This window comes from Novosphingobium sp. ZN18A2, assembly GCF_036784765.1.
Classification (GTDB): Bacteria; Pseudomonadota; Alphaproteobacteria; order Sphingomonadales; family Sphingomonadaceae; genus Novosphingobium.
This window is the reverse complement of the sequence record NZ_CP136651.1, coordinates 2,704,487-2,721,084: the sequence shown is the minus strand read 5'-3', so window position 1 is coordinate 2,721,084 and position 16,598 is coordinate 2,704,487. Positions and strand designations below refer to the sequence as shown.

The window sequence follows — 16,598 nt, the reverse complement described above, 5'->3', positions numbered from 1 at the left end:
CTGGGGCAATAGCCTGTCAGCATGACAAACAAGAACGCGCTGATCCAGCCCGACCGCGGCCAGAAGGCCATCCCGATCCGCCTTGTCGACAAGGCTACCTTTCCAGACTGGCTGAAGTCGCTGTCCGCAGGGCAGCGCGCCGCGGTGGAAGCGCAGAAGTTCACCGGCGGCGGATATGAACACGCAATCGTGCCGCAAGGCGATGAATGGTCGGTCGTCGCCGGCGTCGCCAATGTCGAAAGCCTGTCCAGCTGGTGCATGGCCAAGCTGGCCGAAGTGCTGCCCGAAGGCACCTATCGCCGCGATGGCGCAGAACCCGGCCCCGCGCTGCACGGCTGGGTGACGGGGCAATATCGCTTCGATCGCTATCGCAAGGACCCGAAGGCGCAGGGGCCGCGCGTGCTGCTGACGACCGACGTCAAGGCAATCGAACCGGCGCTGCACGAAGCCGAAGCGGTGGCGCAGGTGCGCGACCTCGTCAACACGCCGACAGAGGACATGGGGCCGCCCCAGCTTGAAGACGCGGTGCGCGCGCTTGCCAAGGCGCACGGCGCGCAAGTGAGCGTGACCGGCGGAGACAAGCTGGAGCAGGAATATCCGCTGGTCCACGCGGTCGGCCGCGCGGCGGCGCGCGGCAACGCGCCGCGCCTGATCGAGTTGATATGGGGCAAGGACAAGCATCCCACACTGGCGATCGTGGGCAAGGGCGTGTGCTTCGATTCGGGCGGGCTGGATATCAAGCCGACCGCAGGCATGGCTCTGATGAAAAAAGACATGGGCGGCGCCGCGCACGCCATCGCGCTGGCCCGGCTGGTCATGCAGCACAACCTGAAGGTGCGGCTGCACTTGCTTGTCCCGGCGGTGGAGAATGCGATTTCGGGCAATGCCTTCCGCCCCGGCGACGTGTTTACCGCGCGCGGGGGAACCACGGTGGAAATCACCAACACCGATGCGGAAGGGCGGCTGATCCTGGCCGACGCGCTGGCAAGGGCGAGCGAAGACGAGCCGGACCTGATCGTCGATTTCGCAACGCTGACCGGTGCCGCGCGCGTGGCGCTCGGCCCCGATCTTCCGGCGATGTTCGCCCGCCGCGACGAGACGGCCGATGCGCTGCTTTCGGCGGGCAAGGCCAGCGACGATGCGTGCTGGCGACTGCCGCTGCCCGAAGCCTATCGCGAATACCTGAAGTCCGACATCGCCGACATGGTGAACTCCGCGCCCAACGGGTTTGCGGGGGCGAGCGTGGCGGGCCTGTTTCTAGACAGGTTCGTGGGCGAAGGGATAGACTGGCTGCACTTCGATACATTCGCGTGGCGGCCCGCGGCCAAGCCCGGCCGGCCCAAGGGCGGCGAGGCGCTGGGCCTTCGCGCGGCATGGCACATGCTGAAGGGACGCTACGATTGAACGGTTTCATGCTGGGGCGCGGCGGCGGCAATGCTTGCCCCCGGGGCGATGAGCCGCTAATCGCGCGCGCTTCCCATGAAGGACAGAAATTGAACGCCGAAGCAAAGCCAGACACCGATTCCTATGCCGGGCAATATGCGCTGGCCGGACCCGCGCGCGTAACCGATCCGCGCGTCACGCCGATCCGTGGCGACCTTGCCGATATCGCGCTGCGCGGCCAGCTTTTCGCCCCGCATTATGTCGTGCCGATGGAGCGCGCGGTGGCGGTGGATCACGTCGCCTTGCGTGCGGCCAAGGGCGACGCGTCCGAACAGGTGTCCGAACTGTTGCGAGGCGAACGCTTCATGCTGCTCGACCTCGCCGGTGGATGGGGCTGGGGCTATGGCGCGCACGACCATTATCTCGGCTATCTTCCGCTTCAGGCGCTGGGCGATCCGGCCGACGTGCCGCCGCCCCCCGCGCCCGACGGAACGGACCCGGTTACCAGCGCCGAAGCGCTTGTCGGCACGCCCTATGTCTGGGGCGGTCGCGGCGGTGCGGGCATCGATTGCTCGGGCCTTGTGCAAACCGTGTTCGCGCGCGCCGGATTCCGGCTGCCGCGCGACAGCGACCAGCAGGAAGCGGAAGCGGGGCGCAAGCTGGACGCCGGCGCGGCACCGCAGCGCGGAGACCTGGTCTTCCTTAAGGGGCACGTGGCGATCCTGGTGGATGCGGATACGGTGATCCATGCCAGCCAGGACGCGGGCAAGGTCGTGAAAGAGCCGCTGGCAGACATGCTGGCGCGCAAGGAAGGCGGGGAAACGTCCCGCAGGCGGGTGTTGCCATGACGGTGCAGGTATTCATTGACGGCGCGGCGGGAACGACCGGGCTGGAAATCGCGGAACGGCTTGCCGGGCGGAGCGAGTTCGCGCTGATCGCGCTCGACGATGCGCGGCGCAAGGACGATACCGCGCGCGCCGAAGCGATCAACGATGCCGACGTGGTGATCCTGTGCCTGCCCGACGATGCGGCGCGCGCCGCGGTGGGCATGATCCGCAACGATACCACCCGCGTGATAGATGCATCCACCGCGCATCGCGTGGCCGATGGCTGGACCTATGGTTTCCCCGAACTGGTCGGGCACGATGCCGTGGCCAATGCGAAGCGCGTCGCCAATCCGGGGTGCTATCCCACCGGCTTCCTTGGTGGACTGGCGCCGCTGGTGCGCGCGGGGATGTTGCCTGCCGGCTGGGCCTATAGCTGCAACGCCGTGTCCGGCTATTCTGGCGGCGGCAAGGCGCTGATCGCGCGCTATGCCGACGATGCCGATATCGCGTGGCGCGGTTATGGCCTTACCTTCGGGCACAAGCACGTACCGGAAATGAAAGCCTATGCCGGGCTGTCGATCGCGCCGCTGTTCTCGCCGGCGGTGATCCCCGCGCTGCGCGGCATGGTGGTGGAAGTGCCGCTGGCGCTTTCGGCCATGCCCGGCGCAGGTTCGCGCGACGCGCTACGCGCCGAACTCGCCCGGTTTTATGAAGGATCGCCCATCGTAACGGTCAATCCCGGCGTTCCCGAAGAAGGGGAACTGCTGCTGCGCGCATCCATGCAGCCGTGGGACGGGATGGAACTGTTCGTGATGGCCAGCGCCGACGGGTCGCAGGCGCGCCTCGTCGCGCGGCTCGACAATCTGGGCAAGGGGGCGAGCGGCGCCGCGGTGCAGAGCCTGAACCTGATGTCCGGGCTGGATGAAACCGCGGGGCTGCGGCTTTAGCACCAGCCCGCCGCACGCGTCCGCATTTCTCGTAAATTTGGTCCGCTGCGGATCAATCTGCGCTGCTTCAATTCGCGTCGTATCCGCTTCGCCGAATCAATCTTCGGGCGCGATCGTCACCTTCAGGCCGTCGAGCGCGTCGCTCATCTCGATCTGGCAGGACAGGCGCGAATATTCGTTGCGGTGGTCCGAACTGTCGAGCAGGTCGTTCTCGTCCTCGCCCATCGGCTCAAGCCTGTCCATCGAGGCGGGATCGACGTGAACGTGGCAGGTGGCGCAGGAACAGCAACCGCCGCACAGCGCCAGCAATTCGTCGAAACCGTTGTCGCGGATCGTTTCCATCACCGAAAGGCCGGCGGTGGCATCGACAGTCGTTTCTTCACCGGCACGATTGACAACGATCAGCTTGGGCATTCGACTATCCTCTTGGCAGGCGCCCGCGGTCCGCTGCGCCCCTTGTTTGCGTTCGCTGCGGGCTGCTAAAGGCTGTGCCCGGCTTTGGCAAGCATCGTGCGTTGCGGGCTGACCGGGATATTGGCCGGGTTTTGACGGGAATGAATGCCGATGGGCCTGAGCGCACACGCCATTGCAGAAGGGCTGGATCACGTTGCCGCGCGTTCGCCGGGGATCGCGCGCGCGCTGGAAAGGGTGGGCTATCCCGAACCGCGCATCCGCCCGACCGGGTATCGCACCTTGTTGCGCACGATCGTGGGCCAGCAGGTAAGCGTGGCCGCCGCCGCGTCGGTATGGAACCGGCTCGAAGCCTTGCTGGGTGAGGATATTCCCCCGCGTGACCTTCTGGACGCGGAGTTCGATGCGCTGCGCGGCTGCGGCCTTTCGCGCCAGAAGCAGGGATACGCCCGGTCGCTTTGCGAGCTGGTCGAAACCGGGCAGCTCGACCTTGAAAACCTGCCGGATGACGATGAAGCGGCGATTGCGCAACTGGTGCGGATCAAGGGCATCGGGCGCTGGTCGGCAGAGATCTATCTGCTTTTCGCGGAAGGCCGGCCGGATATCTGGCCGGCGGGCGATCTTGCGGTGCAGGCGGGGATTGGCAAGCTGCTGGACCTGCCCGAACGGCCCGGCGAAAAGGAAACCCGCGCGCTGGCAGAGGACTGGCGCCCGCACCGCGGCGCGGCGGCCATCTTCACTTGGCATTGCTACAACAATCCCGCGCTCTAGGATGCCTGTTCACAAGCTCAGCGAATCAGGGAAGGGTGAGGGGCAATGTCGCAGCGCAAGGCGATTTTCATCACGGGCGGCGGATCGGGCATAGGCCGCGCGGTCGCGCAGCGGTTTGCGCGCGAAAGCTGGCTGGTCGGGCTTGCCGACATCAACGAGGCGGGAATGCGCGAAACCGCTGCGCTGCTGCCCGACGGCGGATCGACCATGCACAGGCTGGACGTGCGCGACCGGCTGGCGTGGGACGAGGCGCTGGCCGATTTCGCGGAAGCGAGCGGCGGGCGTATCGACGTGATGTTCAACAACGCGGGCGTTGCCTTCGGTGGCCCGCTTTCTGAAATGCAGCAGTCGGAAATCGACATGCTGGTGGACGTGAACTTTCGCGGCGTGATCTATGGTGCGCAGGCCGCCCGGCCCTATCTCGCGAAGACTCCGGGCAGTTGCCTGCTCAACACCGCAAGCGCGGCCGGGCTTTACGGCATTGCCAACATGGCGACCTATTCGGCCACCAAGTTCGGCGTGCGCGCGATGACAGAGGCGCTCGATTCCGAATGGTCGGCGGATGACATCAAGGTGCGCGACCTGATGCCCGGCTTCATCGATACGCCGCTGCTGCAAAAGCCCGGCAACACGCACACCAACGTTTCGATGCGCGACAGCGTGGTGGAGGCGAAGCTGGACTTCATCCCGGTGGAAGACGTGGCCCAGGCCGCGTGGGACGCGGTCCACGGATCGAAGGTTCACACGCTGGTGGGAAAGACCGCGAAGCAGCTTTCCTTCATGTCGCGCTTCGCCCCCGGCCTGGTGCGGCGCCGCACGCTTGCGCCCATGGATTGAGGTCCGGGCGGCCTACACCAGCCGGTCGATCGCGGCGGCCATCGCCAGGTCGCGCTTCGAAAGGCCGCCCGCATCGTGCGTGGTCAGCGTGATCGAGACCTTGTTGTAGACGTTCGACCATTCGGGATGGTGGTCCGCCTTTTCCGCATAGAGCGCCACGCGGGTCATGAAGGCGAAGGCTTCGCTGAAATCGTCGAATGAAAAGCTGCGCCGGATCGCCAGCCCGTCGTCGCGAAGGGTCCAGGCGGAAAGGCGGTCCAGCGCGCTGTCGCGTTCGGAATCGGTGAGGGGATCGATAGCCATGTTTACTCCTGGGAGATCGGGGCTGCTTGGCAGGCTTCGCGCTTTCAACTATCGCCACGCGCCATGCAAGCCTGCCGCCTAGCCGCAAGGGATCTCGCGTGCCGACGCGGCGACAGGATCCTGTTCAGGAACCTGTCGCTGTCGCTCGCGCCGGGCGATGCCTTGCAGGTAACGGGGCCGAACGGCACCGGCAAGTCCAGCCTGATCCGCATCCTCGCCGGCCTGTTGCGTCCATACGCCGGATCGGTGGAACGCGAAGGGCGTATCGCGCTGATAGACGAACGCATGGCGCTGGACGCGCACGTGCCGCTGGAACGCGCGCTGGCATTCTGGGGCAGGGTGGACGGCGTGATGGAACGCGTGACCGCGCTTGGCCTTGACGACCTGCTGGACGTTCCCGTGCGCTATCTTTCGACCGGGCAGAAAAAGCGCGCGGCGCTGGCCCGCGTGGCGGCGAGCGGGGCGTCGGTGTGGATGCTGGACGAACCGCTGAACGGGTTGGATGTCGATTGGGCCAAACGCGCGCAGCACATGATCGAACTGCACCGCGCGGCCGGCGGAATCGCCGTCATCGCCTCGCACCTGCCCTTGGCGCTGGACGGCCTTCAGGTCTTGTCCATCGCGGACCACGTGCCGGATGAGCGGGCAGGTGCGGAGGCGGACGAATGATCCGCGCGCTCTGGGCCATCTTCCTTCGCGACCTGGTGCTGCTGACGCGCGGCGCGCAGGGGCGCGGCGGAGCGGTTCTGCCCCTGCTGTTCTTCGTGGCGGTGGCGATCCTGTTCCCCTTTGCGGTGGGACCGGACACGAAGCTGCTGAACCGGACCGGCGCGGGCGTGATCTGGGTGGCGGCGCTGCTCGCTGCGATCCTGCCGATAGACCGGCTGGTGGAACCCGACCTCGACGCCGGGTTCTTCGACCAGTGGGCATTGCGCGGCATATCGGAAGAGGCGCTGATGCTGGTGCGCATTATCGCCCACTGGCTTAGCTTCGGCATCCCGCTGATGCTGGCGACACCGATTGCCGCCGCGCTCGTGTCGCTCGATGCGCGGCAACTTGCGGTTGTCGAGCTTGGCCTGCTGGTGGGCACGCCGGGGCTTGCGGCCATCGGCGTGACCATCGCGGCGCTGACGGCGGGCCTGCGCGGCGGCGCGGCGCTGGGCGGGCTGCTGGCTATCCCGCTGACTGTCCCGTTGCTGATCTTCGGCGCGGGGTCGTTGCAACAGGGCGGAGAGGGCGGTCTGCTGCTATTGGCGGCGGCAAGCCTTGCGGCACTGGCCATCGCGCCGTTCGCCGGCGGGGCGGCGATCCGTGCGGGGCGCGAATAAGCCGCGCTTGCAGGCGGCCAAGCGCAATTGCATTGCCGAACCGGCAGCCGGGCCTTACCTGTTTCTGCATGACTTCTGATACGACCCTTCCCGATACGCTTTCCCTTATCGGCAATACGCCGCTCGTCCGCCTGGCAGGGCCAAGCGAGGCGGCGGGTTGCGACATCTTCGGCAAGTGCGAATTCGCCAACCCCGGTGCATCGGTGAAAGACCGTGCGGCGTTGTGGATCGTGCGCGACGCCGAAGAGCGCGGAACGCTGAAGCCCGGCGGCACGATCGTGGAAGGCACGGCGGGCAACACCGGCATCGGCCTTGCGCTTGTCGCCAATGCGCTGGGCTACAAGACGGTGATCGTGATGCCCGAAACCCAGTCGCGCGAGAAGATGGATACGCTGCGCGCGCTGCGGGCCGAACTGGTGCTGGTTCCCGCCGCGCCCTACAAGAACCCCGGCCACTTCGTGCACACCTCGCGCCGGCTTGCGGAAGAGACCGAAGGGGCGATCTGGGCCAACCAGTTCGACAATATCGCCAACCGCCGCGCCCACATCGAAAGCACCGCGCCCGAAATCTGGGAGCAGATGGGCGGCCGGATCGACGGTTTTACCTGCGCCGCGGGAACGGGCGGGACGATCGCGGGCGTCGGGCTGGGCCTGAAGGCGTTCGACGAGGACGTGACCATCGCGCTTACCGATCCGCACGGCGCGGCGCTTTATTCCTATTACGAATGCGGCGAACTGAAATCGGAAGGCAGCTCTGTCGCGGAAGGGATCGGGCAGGGGCGGATTACCGCCAATCTAGAAGGCGCGCCGATCGACACCGCGTTCCGCATTTCCGACGAAGAGGGGCTGCACTGGGTCGGCCGCCTGCTGGAAGAGGAAGGGCTGTGCCTTGGTCTTTCCAGCGGGATCAACGTGGCGGGCGCGGTCGCGCTGGGCCGCAAGCTGGTGGCCGAAGGCCGCAAGAGCCCCCGCATCGCGACGATCCTGTGCGACACGGGCTTCCGCTACCTGTCGACGCTTTACAATCCCGAATGGCTGCGCGCCAAGGAACGCCCGGTATTTCCCTGGCTGGCCTGATCGGCTAGGGTCCGGCGATGGCACGTCTCGCCAACCCCCTGCAAAAGCGTATCGCGCGGCATATCGCGGCGGATAGCCGCCCGGCGCTGCCCCTGCGCTTCACCTCTCCCAGTGAGCGGGAATTGCGCGCGCAGGCGGTGCACCGCTTGCAGGTGGGCCTGTTCGGGCTGGGCGGGATGCTGCTGATGGTGGGCCTTGCCAACATCGTGATGGAGCGGGCGCGCCAGTCGGAAGACGCGGTGGCCATCGCTTCGCCCGAAGCGGTCGACACCGCACCGGCCGCGGCTCCGACAACCACTGCCGCAAGCGACCCGCTGGTGGACATGGGCGTCGCGCCCGAACTGCCGGTCAACAAGCCGAGCCCCAGCGCGAAGCCCGATGCGATGATCCTGCTGCCCGGCAATGCCGGCACACCCACGCAGGCGCCGCCGACCTCCGAACCGGACGTCAAGCAACAGCAACCCTGACTGCCTCGCCTCGCGGCGATTCGCACATTTCCTTGCCTGTTTGGGGACGAAGGTCGCGCGCGGGTACTTTCGGGGAAAGTGCGGGCGTGAGTGATTCCAGTCCGGAAAACACAAGGATTCACATGGGTTTGCGAATCTGCCAGAACTACTCATGGTCCGGTATCCGAGGCTGTGGGGTACCCGGAATCCCGCAAGAATCCTGATAAAACTGCACAACTGGACGCAAATTCCCGTAATTTCCCGCGATTTGCTCTTCCCGCCCGCACTTTCCCGCGTTAAGAAGGCGTATCTGGACGATTTTCCATGCCGCATCCGCGGGGGATGCGCCGGGATGCGCGTGCGCTTCCCGAGGCGGAGGAGTTTGTCCGTAGCGGGGTGTTTGCGTGGCGGGAGGGCCAACTCGGTATTTCGGACAGGGCTTTTCGCCGCGCGGCGAAAAGGACCGGTTCGTGCTGCCGTCAGACTTCCGCGCCAGCGTTCGCGCCGCATCGGGCGGCGACAAGCTGCTGTGCCTGGACAAGCATCACAAGCTGCCGTGCCTTGTCGGTTTCGGCTTCGATCGCACCGAGACGTTCGACGCCTTGGTGCACGACGAATGGGAAATGGCCAAGGCCGCGGGCGACCGCTCTTTCGACCGGGACGAGATGCTGGGCCAGCTTTCCGCCTTCCACCGCGCCAGCTTCGACGATTCGGGGCGTTTCGTGCTGCCGTCATACCTGGCCGACATGGGCGGGGTGACGGGCGGCCTCTATTTCAACGGCGGTAGCGACCTCATCACCATCTGGGCGCCGGAGCGGCTGTTCGAGATGGGGGCTGGCTGGGATGCCGCGAAGGCCAAGTGTCGCGCGCTGATGGCCGATGCGGCGAACGGCAAGGGGAGGCGCCGGTGAGTCCTGCCGCGCAAAATACCGCCCCGCACGTTCCCGTATTGCTTGACGAAGTGGTGGAGGCGCTGGACCCGCAGCCGGGCGACCTGATCGTGGATGCCACGTTCGGGGCGGGCGGTTACACGCGCCGTCTGCTCGATGCCGGCGCCACCGTCCATGCCTTCGACCGCGATCCCGACGCGATCGAGGCGGGCAACCGCTGGCCCGAAACGCAAGAAAGCCCCCCGCGCCTCGTGCTCCATCCCCGGCGGTTTTCCGAAATGGTAGAAAGCCTTGCCGAAGCGGGCGTGGACAAGGTGCGCGGCCTGGTCATGGATATCGGCGTCAGTTCGATGCAGCTTGACCAGTCGGGTCGCGGCTTCGGCTTTTCGGTCGATGGCCCGCTGGACATGCGCATGTCGCAGGACGGGCAAAGCGCGGCTGATTTCCTGAACGAAGCCGATGAAGCCGCGATTGCCGACGTGCTTTACCGCTATGGCGAAGAACGCCAGTCGCGCCGCATCGCCCGCGCCATCGTTGCCGCCCGCCCGCTGACCACGACCGGCCAGTTCGCCGCCGTCGTGCGCAAGGCGCTGGGGCACAAGCCGGGCATGGCGAAAGACCCCGCCACGCGCAGTTTCCAGGCGGTGCGCATCCACGTGAATGGAGAGCTTGACGAACTGGCGCAGGCGCTGGCCGCCGCCGAAGACCTGCTTGAACCGGGCGGCCGGCTGGTCGTGGTCAGCTTTCACAGTCTGGAAGACCGCATCGTGAAAACCTTCCTGCGCGCCGCCAGCCAGTCTGGCCCCGGCGGTTCGCGCCACCTGCCGGACGTCGCCCCGCGCGCGGCGGCGACGTTCGCAAAACCCTCTCGCGCCATCCGGCCTTCGGACGCCGAAGTGGCGCGCAATCCCCGCGCCCGCTCGGCCACCTTGCGCTGGGCGGCGCGCACCGACGCGCCGGCGCGTCCGCCGGCGGAAAGGATCGCGGCATGATCGTCACCGCCAACCGCCTGCGTAACATCGGCTGGCTTGCGTTGCTGGGCCTGTTCGCCGCGCTGATCCTTGTGCAGGCGTTCCACGTGAACGCGCTGCGCAGCGAAGTGCGCCATTCGGAAAACCGGATCGTCGCGCTGAAGCAGGAAAAGATGTATCTTGAAACCGAGTTCGAAACGCGGTCCAACCAGCAGCAACTGAAGGCCTGGAACGATCTCGACTTCGGTTATGTCGCCCCCAAAGCGCAGCAGTATATCGAAGGCGAGCGCCAGCTTGCCGCGCTGGGCAAGCCCGCCGGCCCCGATGCGCCCGCGCCGATCCGCGTCGCCAGCGCGGACGATGCGGTTGCCGCGCGCGCCGCGTTCCCCGCGGTCGTTTCGTCGCTGGCCGACCGGATGGAGGACGTTGCCGATGGCGTGAAAAGCGCGGATGACGCGAAGCCGGCCAAGGCGGTGGACCGCAAGAAGGCGGCCGAGGGGCTGGGCAAGCGCCTGACGCTGCTCGATGCGGACGACAGTGCGCTGCCGGTGGGTCCGCACCATCGCATCGTTGTGGACAAATCTGCGGATATCCTTGCGGACAAGGGCGGGAAAGCGAAGAGTTCCGCCACGGCCGGGACATTGAAGGGAGCCGTGGAGGCCACACGCAGGTGAGCACATTGACCGCATCCTCGGCGATCGCCACTGGACGCGTGCAGCTTGCCAATGTGCGCCAGAATTCCCTGCTGACGGCCAAGGTCCGCATCCTGGTCATCGTCGGGCTGATCCTGTTCGTGGCCTTCGTCGCGATCGCGCGGATCGTTCAACTGGGCATTGCCGAGCAGGCGCCGGAAGGGCGTTCCATGGCGCAACGCCTGCTGCCGCCGCGCGGCGAGATCACCGACCGCAACGGAGAGCCGCTGGCCCGCGCCTTTCCCGCCTATGCGCTGTGGTTCAATCCCAAGGCGTTCAACGACGACGGGCGCAATCCGCTGGTAAAGACGCCGCAGGAAGTGGCCGCCGCGCTGGTGAAAATCTTCCCCGATGCCGATTACGACGAACTGGTGAAGCGCCTGAAGCAGGACAAGGCAAGCTACCTTGTCCGCCGCGTCCTGCCCGAACAGGCGAACAGGGTGCACGCGCTGGGCGAACCCGCGCTGGAAATCCCCAGGGAAAACCAGCGCTATTATCCGCAAGGGTCGCTGGCCGCGCACGTGCTGGGATACGTGGCGACCGACGGGCATGGCCGCGTGGGCATGGAGCAGGTGCTGGACAAGCGCTTGCTTGACCCCGCGACGCGCGGCAAGCCGGTGGAACTGTCGATCGACGTGCGCGTGCAAAGCGCGCTCGAGGACGAGTTGAACCGCGAGATCGGACTGACCAACGCCAAGGGCGGAACCGGCATCGTGCTCGATGTCGACAGCGGCGAGGTGCTGGCGCTCGCCTCGCTGCCGGAATTCGATCCCAACCGGCCGGACCAGGCGTACAACCACCTCGTTTACAACCGGGCGACGAACCAGGTTTACGAACTGGGTTCGGTGATGAAGCCGTTGACGGTGGCGGCGGCCATCGATGCCGGGACGATCACCGACCTGTCGCGGCGTTACAAGGCGGGCGCACCGCTTGAAATCGCGGGTTTCAAGATCCACGACGACCACAACTATGGCGCGACGCTCAACATTCCCGAAGCACTGGTCCATTCCTCCAACATCGTGCTGGCGCAGGTCGGCGATGAACTGGGTGCCCATCGCCTGAGAGAGACGATGCTTTCGCTGGGCTTCAAGGAACGCCCGTTCATCGAACTGCCCGCGCGCGGCAAGCCATTGTGGCCGCGGCTAGAGGATCATGGCGAATGGTCGCGCATCACCACGATGACGGTCAGCTATGGCCACGGCATCGCCATCACGCCGCTGCACCTTGCCTGTGCCTATGCCGCGCTGGTGAACGGCGGGATCTGGCATCCCGCGACGCTGATGAAGGAAAAGCCGGGCGCAAAGGTTGAAGGGCGGCGCGTGTTCACCGCCTCCACCAGCGCGCGGATGCGCCAGTTGCTGCGGATGATCGTGAAAGTGGGCACCGGTCGCAAGGCCAATGCCGACGGGTTCCGCATCGGCGGCAAGACCGGCACCGCCGAACTGGCGGGCGAGCACGGTTATCGCAAGAACGCGGTGATCGCCACGTTCGCGTCCGCGTTCCCGATGGACAAGCCGCGCTATGTGGTGATCGCAACGCTGGATGAGCCGCAGGGCACGCAGGCCACATCGTTCCAGCGCACGGCGGCGTGGAACGCGGCCCCGGTGGTCGGCCGCCTTGTGCCGCGCATCGGCCCGATGCTGGGCATCATGCCCGACCCCACGCGCGATGTGGACATTTCCGATATCGCTCCGCTGGTCGCCAACGGAGACGGCGAATGAAGCTGGGGCGGCTGGCGCAGGAAGCGGGCATCGCGCTCGATACCGGGGGGGAGGCAGGCGTGACCGGCTTCGCCATCGATCACCGCAAGGTGGCGCCCGGCACGGTGTTCGGCGCCTTTCCCGGCACGCGCTTCAACGGCGAGGACTTCATTCCCGCCGCGGTGGCGGCCGGCGCGGTGGCAATCGTGGCACGGCCCGAAGCGCGGGTGGAAGGCGCGGTCCATATCGCCGATGCGGAACCCCGCCGCGCCTTCGCCCGCCTTGCCGCGCGCTTTTTCACGCCCGTCCCGGAAACGATCGTCGCCGTCACCGGAACCAACGGCAAGACCTCTACGGTGGAGATGACGCGCCAGATCTGGCGCATGGGCGGGCACCACGCCGCGTCGATCGGCACGCTGGGCGTGACGACGGCGGACGAGAGCGTTTCGACCGGGCTGACCACGCCCGATATCGTCACGTTCCTGTCCAACATGACCGGCCTCGCCCGCGAAGGCGTGACCCACGTCGCCTATGAAGCGTCGAGCCACGGCCTTTCGCAATACCGCAACGAAGGGCTGCGGGTGACGGCGGGCGCCTTTACCAACCTCAGCCGCGATCATCTCGATTATCACGGGACGATGGAGAGCTATTTCGCCGCCAAGATGCGGCTGTTCGACGAAGTCATCGCCGAAGACGGAACGGCCGTGGTCTGGGCCGACGATCCGTGGTCGGCCAAGGTTTGTGAGCACGCCGGCAGACGGGGGTTGCGCGTGCTCGCGGTGGGCGGGCAAGCGGAAACGGATGGATCGTCGATCCGCTTGCTCGCCCGCACGCCGACCCAGCTGGGGCAGGAACTCGATGTCGAAATGGCGGGAGAACGCCGCAAGGTCGTGCTGCCGCTTATCGGCGCCTACCAGGCCGCGAACGCGCTTGTTTCCGCCGGACTGGTGCTGGCGACCGGCGGAGAGGCGGGGCAGGTATTCGATGCGCTGGCGCGGCTCCAGCCGGTGCGCGGACGGCTTGAACGCGCGGCGATCACGCGCGCGGGCGCGCCGGTCTATATTGATTATGCGCATACGCCCGACGCGATCGAGGCGGCGATTGCCGCGCTGCGCCCGCACGTGCGCGGGCGGCTGATCACCGTGCTGGGCGCGGGCGGGGACAGGGACGAGGGCAAGCGGCCTGAAATGGGCCGCGCCGCCGCCGCCGGTTCCGACCTTGTGATCGTTACCGACGACAACCCGCGCGGAGAAGATCCGGCGGCGATCCGCAAGGCGGTGCTGGGCGGCTGCCCCGGCGCGATGGAGGTGGCAGACCGCCGCGAGGCGATTTCGGCAGCGGTTGCGGCCGCCGACGGCGACGATATTGTCCTTGTCGCGGGTAAGGGGCACGAACAGGGCCAGATCGTCGGCCGGGGCGATGCGATGCGCGTGCTGCCGTTCGACGATGTGGAAGTTGCACGCGAGGTGGCTGCCGCATGACATTCCAGCATCCCGCCCTTCTGGATTGGCCGGTGACGGACGAGGACGTCCGACCGCTCGCGTTGTGGACCTCGGCCGAAATAGCCGAGGCGACCGGCGGCGCCGCATCGTGCGATTTCCAGGTTTCGGGTATAGAAATCGACAGCCGCGAAGTGCGCGAAGGCGACCTGTTCTTTGCCCTGAAAGGCGAAAACAGCGACGGCCATCGCTTCCTGGCCGGCGCATTCGGCAATGGCGCGCAGGCGGCAATCGTCGACCGGAAAATCGAACAGCCCCATGTGCTTGTGGGCGATACCTTCGAAGCGTTGCAGGCATTGGGCTGCGCGGCGCGGGCACGCGCGGCGGCGCACGTGATCGGCGTGACGGGGTCCGCCGGGAAGACGGGTGTGAAGGAAGCGCTTTTCGCTGCGCTGGATCGCGGCAGCCGCGGGCGGGCACACCGATCGCTCAAAAGCTATAACAACCATGTCGGCGTTCCGCTCAGCCTTGCGCGGATGCCGTCACGCACGAAGTTCGGCGTGTTCGAAATGGGGATGAACCATCCCGGCGAACTGGCTGAATTGACGCGACTTGTGCGCCCGCACGTGGCGATCGTGACGACTATCGCGCCCGCGCACATCGGCTTCTTTTCGGGTGAGGAAGAAATCGCCGACGCCAAGGGCGAGATATTCGAAGGGCTGGAGCCGGGTGGAACCGCCATCGTGCCGGCGGACAGCCCGCATTTCGAACGCCTGCGGGCGAAGGCCGCAAGGCACGCGGGCCGTGTGATCGGCTTTGGCCTGTCGCGCACCGCGGATGTGCGCGTGCTCGACGCGGTGCCCGCGCCGGGTGGCGGCACGCTCGTGACGGCGGACCTTGGCGGGCAGCGCGTGTGCTATACCGTGGCGCAGGAAGGTGCGCACTGGGTCGCCAATTCGCTGGCCGTCATGGCGGCGGTGCAGGCGGTGGGCGGAGACCTTGGCGCGGCGGGACTGGCCCTGGCCGAGATGGAAGGTCTGGCCGGGCGCGGCGCGCGGCACACCGTGGAAGCCGAAGGCGGAGACGGATCGGGCACGGCGCTGCTGATAGACGAAAGCTATAACGCCAATCCGGCGTCCATGCGCGCGACCATCCTGCAACTGGGCGCAACGCCCGCGCGCCGGCGCATCGTGGTGCTGGGCGCGATGAAGGAACTGGGCGCGCAGGAGGAACGCTATCACGCCGGACTTGCCGAACCGCTGATAGAGGCGGGAATCGACAGGGCGATACTGGTGGGCGACGAGATGGCGGCTCTGGCCGGGGCTCTGGGGAAAAGGGCCGGGGACTCGCTTGCCGCCGCAATCGAAGTGGACCATGTGGAAAGCACCGCAAAGGCCGCCGAATGCCTTGCGGAAAAGCCGATCGCCGGTGGAGACGCCGTGCTGGTCAAGGGGTCGAATTCGGTCGGTTTGGGCGCTCTGGTGCGCGCATTGACGGCCAGGGAACGCTAAATGCTTTACCTGCTTGCGCAGTGGCTGAACTTCGAAGGGTTCAGCAATCTTGTCAGATACCAGACCTTCCGCGCGGGCGCGGCGGTGCTTACCGCGCTGGCCATCGGGCTGGTGATCGGTCCGCGCTTCATCAACATGCTTCGCGTGCGCCAGGGCAAGGGGCAGCCGATCCGCGAGGACGGGCCGCAAAGCCACCTGGCCAAGCGCGGCACGCCGACGATGGGCGGCCTGCTGATCGTTTCGGCGCTGACGTTTTCGCTCTTGCTGTGGGGCGATCTGGAAAGCCGTTTTGTCTGGGCCGCGCTGGCGGTGACGGCGGGTTTCGGGCTGATCGGCTTCCTTGACGATTACGACAAGGTGAAGAAGGCGCACCACGCGGGCGTTTCGGGCCGGGTGCGCCTGCTGGGCGAATTCGTCGTGGCTGGTATCGCGGCGTGGATGGTGGTGGGCGAGACGAACCTTTACGTCCCGTTCTTCAGCGATCTCTATATTCCGCTTGGCCCGCTCTATTACCTGTTCGCGATGTTCGTGATCGTGGGCGCGGGCAACGCGGTGAACCTGACCGACGGGCTGGACGGGCTGGCGATCATGCCGGTTATCATCGCTTGCGGGACATTCGCGATCATCGTCTATCTGGCGGGCCGCGTCGACTATGCGCACTATCTGGGCATTCCGCACGTGCCGGGCGTTGGCGAACTGGCGATCTTCTGCGCGGCGGTGATGGGGGCGGGGCTGGCCTTCCTGTGGTTCAACGCGCCGCCCGCCGCGGTGTTCATGGGCGATACCGGCAGTCTGGCGCTGGGTGGCGCGCTGGGCGTGATCGCCGTTTCCGCGCACCACGAAATCGTTCTGGCGATCGTGGGCGGGCTGTTCGTGCTGGAAGCGGCATCGGTCATCATCCAGGTTTTCGTTTACAAGCGCACTGGCAAGCGGGTGTTCCGCATGGCGCCGATCCACCACCATTTCGAACAGCTCGGCTGGAAGGAATCGACCGTTGTGATCCGCTTCTGGATCGTCTCAATCGTGCTCGCCCTGATCGGCCTTGCGACGTTGAAGGTGAGGTGAG

General features: G+C 66.6%; 18 protein-coding genes. 16 read left to right on the top strand and 2 right to left on the bottom strand.

Annotated features, from left to right (window positions below; translation table 11 throughout):
- Positions 1-21: 21 nt before the first annotated feature.
- The 3 genes from RXV95_RS13000 to argC all read left to right on the top strand — a co-directional run bounded on the left by RXV95_RS13000 (position 22) and on the right by argC (position 3,157).
- Positions 22-1,404, top strand: coding sequence for a leucyl aminopeptidase family protein (locus tag RXV95_RS13000; RefSeq protein WP_338466462.1), 1,383 nt, complete (start codon positions 22-24; stop codon positions 1,402-1,404).
- Between the two features lie 89 nt (positions 1,405-1,493).
- The gene (locus RXV95_RS12995) at positions 1,494-2,231 is read left to right on the top strand and encodes a C40 family peptidase (RefSeq protein ID WP_338466461.1); all 738 of its coding nucleotides are present in this window, start codon (positions 1,494-1,496) and stop codon (positions 2,229-2,231) included.
- The gene (argC, locus tag RXV95_RS12990; protein WP_338466460.1) at positions 2,228-3,157 is read left to right on the top strand and encodes an N-acetyl-gamma-glutamyl-phosphate reductase; all 930 of its coding nucleotides are present in this window, start codon (positions 2,228-2,230) and stop codon (positions 3,155-3,157) included. The genes RXV95_RS12995 and argC overlap by 4 nt, the downstream gene beginning before the upstream one ends.
- A gap of 96 nt (positions 3,158-3,253) precedes the next feature.
- On the opposite strand, the gene RXV95_RS12985 is transcribed toward argC, so the two are convergent.
- On the bottom strand, positions 3,254-3,571 hold the full coding sequence (locus RXV95_RS12985) for a 2Fe-2S iron-sulfur cluster-binding protein (protein ID WP_338466459.1): 318 nt from the start codon (positions 3,569-3,571) through the stop codon (positions 3,254-3,256).
- Positions 3,572-3,721: 150 nt separating this feature from the next.
- Between RXV95_RS12985 and RXV95_RS12980 the strand changes: the two genes are divergently transcribed.
- Both RXV95_RS12980 and RXV95_RS12975 read left to right on the top strand, forming a co-directional pair.
- Positions 3,722-4,339: a DNA-3-methyladenine glycosylase 2 family protein gene (locus RXV95_RS12980; RefSeq protein ID WP_338466458.1), complete on the top strand. Its 618-nt coding sequence runs from the start codon at positions 3,722-3,724 to the stop codon at positions 4,337-4,339.
- Positions 4,340-4,384: 45 nt separating this feature from the next.
- Complete coding sequence (locus tag RXV95_RS12975) at positions 4,385-5,176, top strand: SDR family oxidoreductase (RefSeq protein WP_338466457.1); 792 nt, start codon at positions 4,385-4,387, stop codon at positions 5,174-5,176.
- 12 nt (positions 5,177-5,188) lie between these two features.
- Here RXV95_RS12975 and RXV95_RS12970 read toward each other — a convergent pair whose 3' ends face one another.
- Entirely contained in the window at positions 5,189-5,479 is a 291-nt protein-coding gene (locus RXV95_RS12970; RefSeq protein WP_338466456.1) for a 4a-hydroxytetrahydrobiopterin dehydratase, read from the bottom strand.
- A gap of 63 nt (positions 5,480-5,542) precedes the next feature.
- Here RXV95_RS12970 and ccmA point away from each other — a divergent pair, with 63 nt between their 5' ends.
- From ccmA to mraY, 11 genes are all read left to right on the top strand, one after another.
- Complete coding sequence (gene ccmA, locus RXV95_RS12965) at positions 5,543-6,148, top strand: heme ABC exporter ATP-binding protein CcmA (RefSeq protein ID WP_338466455.1); 606 nt, start codon at positions 5,543-5,545, stop codon at positions 6,146-6,148.
- The gene (gene ccmB / locus RXV95_RS12960) at positions 6,145-6,807 is read left to right on the top strand and encodes a heme exporter protein CcmB (RefSeq protein ID WP_338466454.1); all 663 of its coding nucleotides are present in this window, start codon (positions 6,145-6,147) and stop codon (positions 6,805-6,807) included. The genes ccmA and ccmB overlap by 4 nt, the downstream gene beginning before the upstream one ends.
- Positions 6,808-6,875: 68 nt before the next feature.
- Entirely contained in the window at positions 6,876-7,883 is a 1,008-nt protein-coding gene (locus RXV95_RS12955; RefSeq protein ID WP_338466453.1) for a cysteine synthase A, read from the top strand.
- Positions 7,884-7,900: 17 nt separating this feature from the next.
- The gene (locus tag RXV95_RS12950) at positions 7,901-8,350 is read left to right on the top strand and encodes a hypothetical protein (RefSeq protein WP_338466452.1); all 450 of its coding nucleotides are present in this window, start codon (positions 7,901-7,903) and stop codon (positions 8,348-8,350) included.
- Positions 8,351-8,799: 449 nt separating this feature from the next.
- Positions 8,800-9,240 carry a division/cell wall cluster transcriptional repressor MraZ gene (locus tag RXV95_RS12945; RefSeq protein WP_338466451.1) on the top strand — a complete coding sequence of 147 codons (441 nt, stop codon included), beginning with the start codon at positions 8,800-8,802 and terminating at the stop codon, positions 9,238-9,240.
- Positions 9,237-10,211 (top strand): 16S rRNA (cytosine(1402)-N(4))-methyltransferase RsmH, encoded by a 975-nt coding sequence (rsmH, locus tag RXV95_RS12940; RefSeq protein ID WP_338466450.1) that lies wholly within the window; start codon positions 9,237-9,239, stop codon positions 10,209-10,211. Before RXV95_RS12945 ends, rsmH begins: the two co-directional genes overlap by 4 nt.
- A complete protein-coding gene (locus RXV95_RS12935; protein WP_338466449.1) occupies positions 10,208-10,864 on the top strand; it encodes a hypothetical protein in 657 nt (218 codons plus the stop codon). Before rsmH ends, RXV95_RS12935 begins: the two co-directional genes overlap by 4 nt.
- Entirely contained in the window at positions 10,861-12,603 is a 1,743-nt protein-coding gene (locus RXV95_RS12930; RefSeq protein ID WP_338466448.1) for a penicillin-binding protein 2, read from the top strand. The genes RXV95_RS12935 and RXV95_RS12930 overlap by 4 nt, the downstream gene beginning before the upstream one ends.
- Positions 12,600-14,063, top strand: coding sequence for a UDP-N-acetylmuramoyl-L-alanyl-D-glutamate--2,6-diaminopimelate ligase (locus RXV95_RS12925; RefSeq protein ID WP_338466447.1), 1,464 nt, complete (start codon positions 12,600-12,602; stop codon positions 14,061-14,063). The genes RXV95_RS12930 and RXV95_RS12925 overlap by 4 nt, the downstream gene beginning before the upstream one ends.
- Entirely contained in the window at positions 14,060-15,532 is a 1,473-nt protein-coding gene (gene murF / locus RXV95_RS12920) for a UDP-N-acetylmuramoyl-tripeptide--D-alanyl-D-alanine ligase (RefSeq protein ID WP_338466446.1), read from the top strand. The genes RXV95_RS12925 and murF overlap by 4 nt, the downstream gene beginning before the upstream one ends.
- Entirely contained in the window at positions 15,533-16,597 is a 1,065-nt protein-coding gene (mraY, locus tag RXV95_RS12915; RefSeq protein WP_338466445.1) for a phospho-N-acetylmuramoyl-pentapeptide-transferase, read from the top strand.
- Position 16,598 lies beyond the last annotated feature (1 nt).

What these genes read in the sequence shown, in the direction of transcription:
- RXV95_RS13000 (WP_338466462.1), top strand. Translation starts at nt 22, where the DNA reads ATGACAAACAAGAACGCGCTGATCCAGCCCGACCGCGGCCAGAAGGCC.
- argC (WP_338466460.1), top strand. Translation starts at nt 2,228, where the DNA reads ATGACGGTGCAGGTATTCATTGACGGCGCGGCGGGAACGACCGGGCTG.
- RXV95_RS12985 (WP_338466459.1), bottom strand. Translation starts at nt 3,571, where the DNA reads ATGCCCAAGCTGATCGTTGTCAATCGTGCCGGTGAAGAAACGACTGTC.
- RXV95_RS12980 (WP_338466458.1), top strand. Translation starts at nt 3,722, where the DNA reads ATGGGCCTGAGCGCACACGCCATTGCAGAAGGGCTGGATCACGTTGCC.
- RXV95_RS12975 (WP_338466457.1), top strand. Translation starts at nt 4,385, where the DNA reads ATGTCGCAGCGCAAGGCGATTTTCATCACGGGCGGCGGATCGGGCATA.
- RXV95_RS12970 (WP_338466456.1), bottom strand. Translation starts at nt 5,479, where the DNA reads ATGGCTATCGATCCCCTCACCGATTCCGAACGCGACAGCGCGCTGGAC.
- ccmA (WP_338466455.1), top strand. Translation starts at nt 5,543, where the DNA reads ATGCAAGCCTGCCGCCTAGCCGCAAGGGATCTCGCGTGCCGACGCGGC.
- ccmB (WP_338466454.1), top strand. Translation starts at nt 6,145, where the DNA reads ATGATCCGCGCGCTCTGGGCCATCTTCCTTCGCGACCTGGTGCTGCTG.
- RXV95_RS12955 (WP_338466453.1), top strand. Translation starts at nt 6,876, where the DNA reads ATGACTTCTGATACGACCCTTCCCGATACGCTTTCCCTTATCGGCAAT.
- RXV95_RS12950 (WP_338466452.1), top strand. Translation starts at nt 7,901, where the DNA reads ATGGCACGTCTCGCCAACCCCCTGCAAAAGCGTATCGCGCGGCATATC.
- RXV95_RS12935 (WP_338466449.1), top strand. Translation starts at nt 10,208, where the DNA reads ATGATCGTCACCGCCAACCGCCTGCGTAACATCGGCTGGCTTGCGTTG.
- RXV95_RS12925 (WP_338466447.1), top strand. Translation starts at nt 12,600, where the DNA reads ATGAAGCTGGGGCGGCTGGCGCAGGAAGCGGGCATCGCGCTCGATACC.
- murF (WP_338466446.1), top strand. Translation starts at nt 14,060, where the DNA reads ATGACATTCCAGCATCCCGCCCTTCTGGATTGGCCGGTGACGGACGAG.
- mraY (WP_338466445.1), top strand. Translation starts at nt 15,533, where the DNA reads ATGCTTTACCTGCTTGCGCAGTGGCTGAACTTCGAAGGGTTCAGCAAT.